Origin of the sequence: Reichenbachiella faecimaris, from assembly GCF_900176375.1 — a bacterium.
Classification (GTDB): Bacteria; Bacteroidota; Bacteroidia; order Cytophagales; family Cyclobacteriaceae; genus Reichenbachiella; species Reichenbachiella faecimaris.
This window is the reverse complement of sequence record NZ_FWYF01000004.1, coordinates 212869-225587: the sequence shown is the minus strand read 5'-3', so window position 1 is coordinate 225587 and position 12719 is coordinate 212869. Positions and strand designations below refer to the sequence as shown.

Annotated in this window: 9 protein-coding genes and 1 tRNA gene; 7 read left to right on the top strand and 3 right to left on the bottom strand. The window is 39.6% G+C overall.

All coding sequences use genetic code 11. The features are described 5' to 3' along the window. Positions 1–28 precede the first annotated feature (28 nt). Both gatB and alaS read right to left on the bottom strand, forming a co-directional pair. Positions 29–1480, bottom strand: a complete 1452-nt coding sequence (gatB, locus tag B9A58_RS17635) for an Asp-tRNA(Asn)/Glu-tRNA(Gln) amidotransferase subunit GatB (protein WP_084374208.1) — start codon at positions 1478–1480, stop codon at positions 29–31. A 7-nt stretch (positions 1481–1487) separates the two neighbouring features. Next, entirely contained in the window at positions 1488–4124 is a 2637-nt protein-coding gene (gene alaS / locus B9A58_RS17630) for an alanine--tRNA ligase (protein WP_084374207.1), read from the bottom strand. A gap of 160 nt (positions 4125–4284) precedes the next feature. Between alaS and B9A58_RS17625 the strand changes: the two genes are divergently transcribed. The 4 genes from B9A58_RS17625 (at position 4285) to dprA (ending at position 8087) form a co-directional block, all read left to right on the top strand. Then, on the top strand, positions 4285–5268 hold the full coding sequence (locus B9A58_RS17625; RefSeq protein WP_084374206.1) for a M23 family metallopeptidase: 984 nt from the start codon (positions 4285–4287) through the stop codon (positions 5266–5268). A gap of 136 nt (positions 5269–5404) precedes the next feature. Further along, the gene (locus B9A58_RS17620) at positions 5405–6592 is read left to right on the top strand and encodes a CapA family protein (protein ID WP_084374205.1); all 1188 of its coding nucleotides are present in this window, start codon (positions 5405–5407) and stop codon (positions 6590–6592) included. Positions 6593–6596: 4 nt separating this feature from the next. Continuing rightward, entirely contained in the window at positions 6597–6941 is a 345-nt protein-coding gene (locus B9A58_RS17615; RefSeq protein ID WP_084374204.1) for a MerR family transcriptional regulator, read from the top strand. A gap of 39 nt (positions 6942–6980) precedes the next feature. Further along, positions 6981–8087: a DNA-processing protein DprA gene (gene dprA / locus B9A58_RS17610; protein ID WP_084374203.1), complete on the top strand. Its 1107-nt coding sequence runs from the start codon at positions 6981–6983 to the stop codon at positions 8085–8087. A gap of 64 nt (positions 8088–8151) precedes the next feature. Here dprA and B9A58_RS17605 read toward each other — a convergent pair whose 3' ends face one another. Next, the gene (locus B9A58_RS17605) at positions 8152–9003 is read right to left on the bottom strand and encodes a hydroxymethylglutaryl-CoA lyase (RefSeq protein WP_084374202.1); all 852 of its coding nucleotides are present in this window, start codon (positions 9001–9003) and stop codon (positions 8152–8154) included. Between the two features lie 739 nt (positions 9004–9742). Here B9A58_RS17605 and rpsA point away from each other — a divergent pair. From rpsA to B9A58_RS17580, 3 genes are all read left to right on the top strand, one after another. After that, a complete protein-coding gene (gene rpsA / locus B9A58_RS17595; RefSeq protein ID WP_084374200.1) occupies positions 9743–11782 on the top strand; it encodes a 30S ribosomal protein S1 in 2040 nt (679 codons plus the stop codon). A gap of 146 nt (positions 11783–11928) precedes the next feature. Beyond that, a tRNA-Cys gene (locus B9A58_RS17590) sits at positions 11929–11999 on the top strand. Between the two features lie 404 nt (positions 12000–12403). Next, positions 12404–12670, top strand: a complete 267-nt coding sequence (locus tag B9A58_RS17580) for a hypothetical protein (RefSeq protein ID WP_139793966.1) — start codon at positions 12404–12406, stop codon at positions 12668–12670. Positions 12671–12719: the final 49 nt, after the last annotated feature.

Genomic DNA, 12719 nt, shown 5'->3' with positions numbered 1-12719 from the left:
TTGTGTCAACGAAATAGTTCTGTTGTTGTTACTTTTCTAATAGTTCTGCGATTAATTTGTTCGCTACTTTTGGATTGGCTTTGCCGCCAGATTTCTTCATCACTTCGCCCACGAACAATCCAAGCAATCCTTTTTTTCCATTTTTATAGGCCTTGGCTTTATCAGGCATACTGGCAATTACGTCCTCAATGGTTTTTACCAATTCATCTTGGTCATCACTTTGTAGCAACTCCATTTGCTTAGCTAGGTCAAAAGCAGATTGATGTGGTGAATCGATCAAAGCGGGCAACAAACGAGTAGAAGCCATTGAGAAGCTGAGCTTATCTGAGGCCACCATTTCAATAATTTCTGCCAATAAAGCTGGCTTGATGACAGCCTCTTGAATTTCAATATTTGAATCATTCAAATAACTCTTGATTGGGCCAATCATCCAATTGGCAATACGTTTAAAGTGCGAGGTTAATTTAGCTGTAGCGTAGAAATAATCAGACAACTCTTTTTGATCAGCAATGATTTCTGCATCGTAAGCACTCAAGTCAAAATTGGTTTGCAGGTCAGCTAATACCTCATGCGGAAGCTGAGGTAAAGTAGCCTGAATCTCAGCTATCCACTCTTCACTTACGTGAATAGCCAGTAGATCAGGGCAAGGAAAGTACCTGTAGTCATTGGCTTCTTCTTTGGTTCGTTGGCCCGTGGTTTCACCAGTTTCATCATTGAATCCTCGCGTCTCTTGCAGCACTGTTTTGCCCACTTCTAAAATATCCGCTTGTCTTTCAACTTCATGACTAATGGCTCGCTGTACATTACGAATAGAGTTCATGTTTTTGATCTCTACTCGTTTACCGAGTTTATCAGATCCTTTTGGTTTCAAGGAGATATTAGCGTCACATCGTAAAGATCCTTGCTCCATATTGCCATCACCTACATTGATGTATCGTACAATTTTACGAATCTCCGTCAAAAGATTTCCTGCTTCTTCTGCTGTACTGATTTCAGGTTCTGTCACCATTTCAATTAATGGGGTACCCGCACGATTGTAGTCCAAAAGAGAACCTTCGTGCTCTGCATCATGGGAGGACTTTCCAGCATCCTCTTCAATATGAATTCTGTTGAATTTAACACGTTTGATGCCATCTCCACTTTTTACATCTATATAGCCGCCTCTGCAAATGGGATGTTGATCCTGGGTGGTTTGGTACCCTTTAGGTAAATCTGGATAGAAATAATTTTTACGATCGAAAGTGGTGTAGGGTGCTATGTCGCAATTGATGGCCAATCCCATCTTGATGGCGTGACTGATCACGGCCTTGTTGGGCTTGGGTAGAGTGCCTGGGTGAGCCAGTGTAATCGGGCTCACATTACTATTAGGGGCATCACCAAAACTGTTTTTGTCCGCGGCAAAAAGTTTGCTTGCCGTGTTCAACTGCACGTGAATTTCCAGTCCTACAACCAGATCGTATTTGTCTAATATGTTTTTCAAAACCTATTTAATGATTCGTGACTCCTTCTATTATTGCTTTGGCTTTGGTAACTACGCTGGACAATCCACTAATGTCTTTGCCACCAGCTGTTGCGTAAAACGGCTGTCCGCCACCCCCACCTTTGATTTCTTTGGCTAGTTCCTTGATCAAATTGCCAGCATGAAGGTCTAAGGACTTTACTAGATCTTCAGAAATCATAATCGAAATTTGTGGTTTCCCGGCTATATCAGCCGCCACTATCATTATCAGGTTATCTACTTCGTTTTTGAGCTCGAAGGACAGCTTTTTCAATCCCTCAGTATCAGGCAACTGAGCTTCAGAGATCAACACATTGTATCCATTGATAGACTGAATGGCTTTTTGCAGCACTTCTTTTTGTGCACTAGATTTCTCAGCATTGATTGATTCTATAGCTTTGGTCAGCTCTTGCTTCTCCTTTACCAATGCTTCAATGGCCTTCAGTGTATCTTTTGGATGATGTAGCAGCTCGTTTACTTGTGCCACCAACTCATTTTGTTTGTTGTAATATTCTTCTGCTTTGTCGGCAGTAATAGCTTCTATTCTTCTTACTCCGGCAGCCACTGACCCTTCAGAGACGATCTTGAGCAGGCCTATGGTGCCTGTAGCGGGTACATGCGTTCCACCACACAATTCTACAGAATAGTCCTTATCAAATGTGATCACTCTTACAAAATCGCCATACTTCTCACCAAATAGTGCCATGGCACCCATTTCTTGAGCTTCGCCAATTGGCACATTTCGTTTCTCGTTCAGTGCAATATTTGCTCTGATCTTCTGATTGACTATTTTCTCAACCTTAGCTACTTCTTCATCTGTCATTTTGGAGAAATGAGAAAAGTCAAAGCGCAGTACTTTTTCATCAACCAAAGAACCCTTTTGCTGTACGTGCGTGCCTAGGACTTGTCGCAAAGCTGCATGAAGCAGGTGAGTGGCACTGTGATTGTTTTCAGTCAACTTTCTTTTTTTACTGTTGACTACTGCTTCAAATTCTGTTTCTAAATTTGATGGCAATTCAGTAGTGAAGTGAACTATAAGGTTGTTTTCCTTTTTCGTATCAATGATACTGGTTTTATTTTCACCATCTGCAATATATCCTGAATCACCTACCTGTCCACCACTTTCCGCATAGAAAGGGGTCTGATCCAAGACGATTTTGAACAGTTTCTTGCCTTTTTCTTCAATAGCTTGATATTTCACAATTTGAGCTTTTGAAGTCAAAGTATCATATCCCAAGAACTGAACCTCTTCAATAGGTTTCAATTCTATCCAGTCGCCAGCAGAAGTTTCAGCAGCTTTCTTAGATCGATTTTTTTGAATCTCCATTTCCTTCTTGAAGCCTTCTTCATCTACACTCAACTCATTTTCACGAGCAATAAGCGAAGTCAAATCAAAAGGAAATCCATAAGTATCGTAAAGTTCGAATGCAATCTTGCCATCAATCACTCTGCTTTCTTTTTCTGCGTCTTTTGTGATGGTATCTAATTTGGAAAGTCCTTTGTCAAGAGTGTGCAAGAAAGAGGACTCTTCCTCCATAATTACTTTACCAATGAAATCTTTTTGAGCTATCAACTCAGGGAACACCCCATCAAACTGCTCTGCCAGTAGTGGGACAAGTGTATGAATGAAAGGTTCCTTGAAATTTAAGAAGGTATAGCCATATCGTACGGCTCTTCTCAATATTCTTCTGATGACGTAACCAGCTTTGTTATTAGAGGGGAGTTGACCGTCAGCTATGGCAAACGAAATGGCACGAACGTGATCTGAGATTACCCGAAGCGCAATGTCTGTTTTCTCATCATCACCATATTTTACATGGGCTGATTTTGCCAAGAAATTGATAAGTGGAGTAAATACATCTGTGTCGTAGTTGGATTTCTTGCCCTGAATCGCCATAGCCAACCTTTCGAAGCCCATGCCTGTATCTACATGCTGGGCAGGAAGATTCTGAAGCGATCCGTTGGCCAATCTATTAAACTGCATGAACACCAGGTTCCAGATCTCTACCACTTGCGGATGATCCATATTTACCAAGTCTTTGCCGGGTACTTTGGCTACTTCTTCATTTGATCTTAAGTCAATATGAATTTCCGAACACGGACCACAAGGGCCAGTGTCACCCATCTCCCAGAAGTTGTCTTTCTTAGATCCATTAATGATGCGATCTTCAGGAATTATGTCCTTCCAATAGTCATAAGCCTCCTGATCCATCTCTAGTCCATCCACTTCATCTCCGCCAAATACGGAAGCGTACATGCGATCTTGAGGCAGATTAAATTCTTTAGTCAACAGTTCCCATGCCCATGCAATGGCCTCTTTTTTGAAATAGTCTCCAAATGACCAGTTGCCGAGCATTTCAAACATGGTATGGTGATAAGTGTCCATACCTACTTCCTCGAGGTCATTGTGTTTACCTGAAACCCTCAAGCACTTTTGCGTATCGACAATTCGATTAGAGGAAGGCTCAGAATTGCCCAAAAAGAAGTCCTTGAATTGGTTCATACCCGCATTGGTAAACATCAAAGTAGGATCGTTTTGTACCACCATTGGGGCAGAAGACACTATTTCATGCTGCTTTTTTTCAAAGAACTCTAAAAACCGTTTTCTTATCTCTTTCGATTCCATCTAATCTATTGATATTCAACTGTTTGCAATTGAATTTATTTGTTATTTAAAAATTTGTATTAAATTGCGAGCAGATTTGTAATGCTAACAAGCCGTAAAAATAGAAATATTAGCGACCACCCGAAAAACGAAGCACAAAGTTAGGATATTCTGATTTAATATGGCTAGAATAAAATACTATTACGATACCGAATCTTGTAAGTACGAACGTGTAAAAGTTTCTACTTGGGACATTGTTCTTAATTCTCTAGGATTTCTTTCATTTTCATTGATTTTGGCTGTAGGTATATTTTATACTTATAACCTTTATTTTCAATCTCCTGTCGAGGCCAGATTGGAAAAGGAAAATGAAGAATTAAAGTATTACTATGAGTTATTACAAAGCGAATTGATAGAGGCATCTGATATGCTAGCATCCCTTCAGGAGCGTGATGATAACGTCTATAGAGTAATTTTTGAAGCCGAGCCAATCCCAGCATCTATTAGAGACGCAGGTGTGGGGGGAGTGAATCGCTATCGAGAGATTACGAGCAAAAATCTAGAGAGAGAAGATTTAGTCATTGATTTGCATCAGACCTTGGATAAGCTGAAGAAGCAAATGTACATCCAGACCAAATCTTATGATGAGTTGTTGGATATGGCAGCAAACAAGGAGAATTTCTTTGCGGGAATCCCTGCCATTCAGCCTGTGTCTAATGATGAATTGAAAAGGTTGTCTTCTGGCTATGGAATGAGAATGCACCCGATTCTAAAAGTGATGAAGTTGCATCCAGGTATTGATTTTTCTGCACCCAAAGGCACTCCCATTTATGCGACAGGAGATGGGGAGGTGAAGCGAGTTCATACGAGTTTAGGTGGTTATGGTCGTCAGGTAGAAATAGATCATGGTTATGGTTATGTAACTAAGTATGCCCACATGGAGATGTTCAACGTGAAAAAGGGACAAAAAGTAAAGAGAGGTGAATGTATTGGCTACGTAGGTAACTCGGGACGATCTACGGCTCCTCATTTGCATTATGAAGTTCATAAAGACAATAAAAAGATTAACCCAGTCCATTATTTCCATCAGGATTTGAATCCTACAGAGTATGAAGAGATATTGAGGTTAGCTTCGATTGAAAATCAGGCATTGGGAGATTTTTGATATTAATGAATTAATGAAACAAAGAATTCAAACCCTGACTGACAAATCAGGGTTTTTTTGTGTCTGTGGGTGTATTGTGGAAAACTTCTAATCCATCTGTGGTAAAGAATTCACGAAGCAAATCTAATTTTGGAAGATGGTTAGAAGTTTGCTCTATGTACTAATTGCTTCCTCGCTCTTAATGGCTTGTAAGACTCAAAAGGTAGTCCCTACACTGCCAGATGAGACGGAGCAGATAGCTGTTGACTCTAGCTTATTGAAGCCTCAGTTTTGGATAACAGAGGAGATGGACACTTTATACACCTTAGATGAAGAAGTAGAGATAGGCTTGTCTAGAGTAATCAAAGACACACTTACTTTAATAGGAGTAGGAGACATCATGATGGGAACTAATTTTCCATCAAAAAATTATCTGCCAGGAAATGACGGGAAAGACCTGTGGGTAGAAGTTTCAGATACCCTTAGACAAGCAGACGTCACATTTGGAAATTTAGAAGGAGTTATACTCAATGATGGTGGAGATCAGAAAACATGCAAGAATCCTAAGATTTGTTATTTGTTTCGTTCACCAGAATCTTATTTGGCTAATCTGGTAGATGCTGGGTTTGATGTGGTGAGTTTGGCGAATAATCACGCAGGTGATTTTGGTCAGCCTGGTCGAGACCATACCATGAAAGCATTAGATTCTTTAGGTGTCAATTATGCAGGATTGCTGACGGCACCTACGACCATGTTTATGGTTGATGGTATGAAATATGGTATGGTGGCATTTTCTCCGAATAAGGGGACAGTTAGTATTCATAATAAAGAAAGAGCCATTGAGTTAGTAGAACGATTAGATTCTTTGGTGGATGTCGTGGTTGTTTCTTTTCACGCTGGGGCAGAGGGTTCCAAACACGAGCATGTGACCAGAAAAACGGAGCTATTTTATGGTGAAAACAGAGGCAATGTATATGAGTTTGCGCACTTGATGATAGATCATGGAGCTGATGTGATATTTGGACATGGCCCCCATGTATCCAGAGCAATAGAAGTGTATAATGAACGATTTATAACCTACAGTATGGGTAATTTTTGCACTTATGGTCGATTTAATCTTAGGGGTGTCAATGGCCTTGCACCTATTGTGAAAATTGAGACAAACGCAGAAGGCAAATTTCTTCGAGGTCAGCTCATTCCGATCTATCAGCCAGGTGCTGGTGGCCCTAAAATTGATCCTAAAAAACGAGTGATTTCAGTGATCAGGGAGCTGACAAAAAAAGATTTCCCTGAAAGTAATTTATTGATTGACGATTCAGGTTTTATTACCTATCTTAACCGCTAGAACTGTGCCGTACAAAGAAAAGGAAATAACGAAAAGATATTACACCATTGGCGAAGTAGCCGATGATTTGGGTGTAGCTACTTCACTCATCCGCTTTTGGGAGACGGAGTTTGATATTATTAATCCTAAGAAAAATCGCAAAGGAAACAGGCAGTTTACACCAGAGGATATTAAGAAGATAAAGATGATTTATCATCTGGTAAAAGAGAAAGGGTACACCCTTCATGGAGCTAGGGATTTCATCAAAAATGATGCAAACGCAGCCATGGAGAAGATTGACATGATTCAATCACTTAAAAATATTCGCGGATTTCTTACCGAACTTCGCGACAGCATTCAGAGAAGTTAGTTAGCTAAATTTTGTTGAATTTTTAATTTCTTTCATTCTATGAATGAAGATGAAAACAGCTATGTGTTGGCGTTGAAACTTACGCCTGGCATTGGAGATGTTTTGGCTAAACAATTGATCAGCTACTGTGGCTCAGCTTCAGCTATCTTTAAAGAGAAAAAGGGTGCTTTACTCAAGATTCCCAATATAGGAGATAAGACGATAAAGGCTTTGACTTCAGCTAGTTTTATCAAACAAGCAGAGGATTCTATTCTGAATTGTGAAAGGCAGAACGTGTCCGTCGTTCCTTATTTCCATCCCGACTTTCCTGAGAGATTAAAAACCGTTAATGATGCTCCATTATTGATTTACACCAAAGGAAAATCATCGTTTCTAAATACCAAAATGGTAGGAATAGTAGGTACACGAAATGCGACTAATTATGGCAAACAAATCACTGAGAAAATAGTAGAGGAGTTAGTGGCGCATGACGCGATTGTGGTAAGTGGCTTAGCCTATGGCATTGACATCACTGCTCACAGAGCAGCGCTCAAAAACAACTTATCTACTGTGGCAGTTCTAGCGGGTGGATTGGATAAAATTTACCCTGCCGTTCACAAAAAGTCCGCATTGGAAATGCTCGAAAACGGGGGAGGTTGGATTAGTGAATATCCTCCAGGGACTAAACCGGAAGCGCATAATTTTCCTTCAAGAAACAGAATCATTGCGGGCATGTCCGAGGCGCTGATTGTAGTAGAAGCAGCGCAGAAAGGAGGAGCGTTAATTACTGCAAATATTGCATATTCCTACAATAGAGAAGTGTTTGCCGTTCCAGGTGATCTTGAGCATCAGTATTCAGAAGGATGTAATGCATTGATACGTGCCCAAAAGGCAAATATTTATACAGGGGTAAAAGATTTGGAATACCTGCTTGGATGGAAAAAAGGAGAGGTAAAATCTAAAAAGCAAGTAATTGATCTAAGCACCTATGGTGAGCCAGAACAAAAAATCATGGCAATGCTTGATGAATTCAAAGCTGGATTGCATTTGGACGAACTCAGCTGGAAAACTCAAATCAGTGTCCATGAAGCAGTGAGTTACTTATTGACACTTGAGTTTGATGGGTTGATCAAGTCACTCCCAGGGAAGAGATACATGAAGGTATAGGGAATGATATAGAAGAGTTTGGATTTATTAATTTCGGAAATTTCTAATTTCAAATATTGAATTTTCACCTTCCCAAAAAAACTTCTGGCGCCATATTCAAAGCATGTTGAAATACTTTGTGATCATAGTTTACTTCTATATTGTGTTGATCGAAATAAGCCAGCATGGTTTCGGTAGCAATATTGCCGACTAATTTGTCTTCTGCCATAGGGCACCCACCAAATCCATTGATAGCGCCATCAAATCTTCTACATCCAGCCTTATAGGCGGCGTCTATTTTTTCTACTGCAGTATCTAAATCCGAATGGAGATGTACGCCAAATTCTATGCTGCGAAACTCTTCAGTGATGCTTTTGAAAAGTGTTGTGATATTCTCTGGATTCGAAATTCCAATAGTATCAGCTAGAGAAATGACTTTTACATCCATTTCTTTCAATTTCGAAATAAACTCAGAGACAAAGGGCATCTCATAAGGATCTCCATACGGATTCCCAAATCCCATAGACAGGTAGGTGACTAAGGTTTTGTTATGATCATGACAAAGATTCTGTATGATATTTACCTGCTCAAAAGCTTCTGCAACGCTCTTGTTGGTATTTCGCTGTTGAAAGCTTTCTGATAGCGAAAGTGGAAATCCCAAGTAATCGATTTGTTCATGTTCGCAGGCATCATGTGCGCCGCGGGTATTGGCTATGATTGCGAGTAGTTTAGATTTGGTATGTTCTAAATCCAGATTGGCTAAAACTTCTGCTGTGTCTTTCAGTTGAGGAATAGCTTTTGGAGAAACAAAACTCCCAAAATCAATCGTATCGAATCCCACTTTGAGTAATTCATTGATGTACTTCACCTTTAAGTCGGTAGGTACAAATTCATGCAATCCTTGCATGGCGTCTCGGGGGCATTCGATTATCTTCATGGAGGCTCTTGTTGTTTTTAAGAATGCTTTAAATCAAATATTATAATAATTACAAATCACGTGTTTGGCTAAGACAATTTATCTATTCATATACAAAAAGAAAAAAGAACAGAAACCAGCAAATTTTACAACGGTAGAAATTAAGTATGAGTTGATATAACTCGTAGGGTAATTCGATTTTACTAAAATTTTACGGCTAAAATAGGCGCTGAAAAAAAGAAATATGGCTACACACAAAAAGTATAATGAAAAAGCAATAGTAGAAGGTAAAAGGTGATTTGCAATTATATAATAGTATATCCCTAGGAAAACGATCATTCCTCCAAATGAATAAATTCTGAAGTTGGAGAACAGGTCAATTAAGTTGCTTTTTTTTTCAGGGTCAAGGGTTTTTAATGCTCGCTCGTTTATTATTCTGGCAATAAATACGGTTGAAAAGAGTACTAAAACTGCAATCATAAAACTACTCATACTGGCTGTTCTTATTTGAATGTTAATTCCATTGGTTTAAAACTGTGAATATAGATAATTCTTTTTTTTCAACTCAATGACAGTATTCAATAAATCTGCAATTGAGGTTGTAGTAATATTTATTACTCTTGCTTTAAAAAAAATTAATAAAATACCTATCTTTGCGCTCCATTCGAGTGAATGGGTCCTGCTGGTCGGGATAATTACAAACAAAATGGCGCATCTCCCGAGCCCGGAATGACGCTGTAATTAATGGGTTCACAATACAATGGAAAACAAAGAAGAATTAGAAAATCAGTCAACTGAAGTAGCAAAAGAAACTGTAGTAGAAGAAACTGCAGCTCCTGTGGAAGAGGTGAAAGAAGAAGCACCTAAGGCTGAGAAGAAAACAACAAAAGCACCTGCGAAAGCTGTTGCTGTTGTAGAAGAGGAAGAAGAATTTGACTGGGACAATGTTCAGCCAAAAGGCTTCGGAGACGGATACAACAAAAAGCAGAAGGAAGAACTTGAGGCGATGTATGGCGATAGCCTAAACACTATCGAAGAAAAGCAGGTAGTGGAAGGTGTGGTAGTAAGCATGACTTCAAGAGACGTGATCTTGAATATCGGATTCAAATCTGATGGTTTGGTATCTGCCTCTGAATTCAGAGATACACCTGATCTTAAGCCTGGAGATACTGTAGAAGTATATATCGAAGAGCAAGAAGACAACAATGGTCAGTTGGTTCTTTCTAGAAAGAAAGCCAAGATCGTAGGTGCATGGGAAAAAATCCAAAAGTCTGCCGACGAAGATTTGGTGATCGACGGTATGGTGAAGAGAAGAACCAAAGGTGGTTTGATCGTAGACATCTATGGAATAGAGGCGTTCTTGCCAGGTTCTCAGATCGATGTGAAGCCTATCAGAGACTTTGATGTATTTGTAGATAAGAAAATGGAAGTGAAAGTTGTGAAAATCAACTACACTAACGATAACGTGGTTGTTTCTCACAAAATCTTGATTGAGAAAGATCTCGAAAAACAAAAAGCTCAAATCCTTGAGAACCTTGAAAAAGGTCAGGTACTAGAGGGAGTGATCAAAAACATGACCAATTTCGGTGTATTCATCGATCTTGGAGGTGTAGATGGTCTGCTTCACATTACCGATATCTCATGGGGTAGAGTTAATCACCCAGAGGAAGTATTGAATCTGGATGAGAAAGTAAATGTGGTTGTTCTTGATTTTGACGACGACAAGAAGAGAATTTCTTTGGGTATGAAGCAATTGTCTGAGCACCCATGGGATTCACTAGACAAAACTGTTGAAATCGGATCTAAAGTAAAAGGTAAGATTGTGAATGTGGCTGATTATGGCGCGTTCTTAGAAATTCAGCCTGGCGTAGAAGGTTTGATCCACGTATCAGAAATGTCATGGTCTCAGCACCTAAGAAATCCTCAGGATTTCATCAAAATTGGTGATGAACTAGAAGCTGTGGTATTAACTATCGACAGAGATGAGAGAAAAATGTCTCTAGGTATCAAACAATTGACCGAAGATCCATGGACTAAGCAGGACGTATTGACTAAATACGCAGTAGGCACAGATCACAAAGGAATCGTGAGAAACTTGACAAACTTTGGCTTGTTCATTGAGCTAGAAGAAGGTATCGACGGTTTGGTTCACGTATCTGATTTGTCTTGGACTAAGAAAGTGAAACACCCTTCTGAATTCATCAATGTAAACGAAGAGCTAGAAGTCAGAGTACTTGAGCTTGATGTAGACAACAGAAGATTAGCACTAGGTCACAAGCAGTTGGAAGAAAATCCATGGGATACTTTTGAAACAGTATTTGCTAGAGGAACTTCTCACAAGTGTACGGTGACTAACATCATAGAGAAAGGTTCAATCCTTGAATTGCCTTATGGTCTAGAAGGATTTGCTTCTACTAAGAACATGAAGAAGGAAGACGGTTCTAAACCTGCTGTTGGTGATAGCTTAGACATGGTAGTGGTTGACTTCTCTAAAGACGACAAGAAGATCACGCTATCTCACGTAGCAACATATTCTGACGAGGTGGTTGAAAAAGCGCCAGCTCCTAAGAAGAAGTCTGCGGCTAAGAGCAAAGGAGTGGATAAAGTGAACGCTGATTCTGAGAAATCAACAATGGGCGATATCGCTGCACTTTCTGCATTGAAAGAGCAAATGGAAGCGGGAGCTAAGCCTGCTGCCAAGAAAGCTGCCCCTAAGAAGGAAGCTGCTCCAAAGGCGGAAAAAGCTACTGCTAAAAAAGAGGATAAGAAAGATGATGCTTCTGAAGAAGCTGAAGCTTAATTATAAACATATAATTGAAAAAGGTACACTTTGGTGTACCTTTTTTTTGTGCCTAGCGTTAAGAAAAAAGCATTTTTTTAGCGAATAGAAATACCAAATTGTTTGCAGGGGATGTAATTAATTCTAATTTTGTGTCTCCAAAAAATGGTCCTGTGGCCGAGTGGCTAGGCAGAGCTCTGCAAAAGCTCGTACAGCGGTTCGAATCCGCTCGGGACCTCTAAAAATAAGGGTTGCTCATTGAGCAACCCTTTCTTATTTAAGTGCTTGTCCCGTCCTGAAATCGTGTTACACGAAAGCGACCTTATAAATATGAATAATGAGATTCAGTGATACAGCTAGGCTATTAAATCGTAAGTTGCGCAGAGGTTGATCGAAAACTATATTTTGAGAAATTGACTTTTATAATTAAACTTGCACCAGCACACGAGAAAAATTCATTTTCAAAAACCTGACCTAGTTTGAAATGAATTTTGATATGATTTAAACCGTTCGACTGACCTATGACAACCAAGGCTATTTGAAGTCTCAAAAGCCAATTCCGTATTTTTTTTAACTGCGACCAGCTTTCCGCACTTGTATCAAACAACATGAAAAAGGGCATAAGCTTGTCTAAATGATTAGATGATGTCTATTAACTTGATAAAGCATGGCATGGCTATACTGTTGTATTTCTTTGTTGTTTTTTCAGCTAGTGCCAAGGAGTCACCTACTTCTGCCTTGGAATACCAGCAAGCCACCAATACCCGAATCGTGGTGGATTCTAAAATATCTGGAGTAAAAGAAGCTGTTATAGCGAAAAGCGCGGATATCGTTCAGGTGCAAATCAAGCTTGAACAAAAAATCGAGGAGTTGACACTCTATGTATTAGAGCGAAACAAAGAGTTTTGAAGTTCACAAAAGGAAAATAGAAAACCTATACAAATAGGGTGTGATCTTC

Bases quoted from the DNA above. Each gene is read 5' to 3' on its own strand.
- alaS (WP_084374207.1), bottom strand. From the start codon at position 4,124: ATGGAATCGAAAGAGATAAGAAAACGGTTTTTAGAGTTCTTTGAAAAA.
- B9A58_RS17625 (WP_084374206.1), top strand. From the start codon at position 4,285: ATGGCTAGAATAAAATACTATTACGATACCGAATCTTGTAAGTACGAA.
- B9A58_RS17620 (WP_084374205.1), top strand. From the start codon at position 5,405: ATGGTTAGAAGTTTGCTCTATGTACTAATTGCTTCCTCGCTCTTAATG.
- dprA (WP_084374203.1), top strand. From the start codon at position 6,981: ATGAATGAAGATGAAAACAGCTATGTGTTGGCGTTGAAACTTACGCCT.
- B9A58_RS17605 (WP_084374202.1), bottom strand. From the start codon at position 9,003: ATGAAGATAATCGAATGCCCCCGAGACGCCATGCAAGGATTGCATGAA.
- rpsA (WP_084374200.1), top strand. From the start codon at position 9,743: ATGGAAAACAAAGAAGAATTAGAAAATCAGTCAACTGAAGTAGCAAAA.
- B9A58_RS17580 (WP_139793966.1), top strand. From the start codon at position 12,404: ATGATGTCTATTAACTTGATAAAGCATGGCATGGCTATACTGTTGTAT.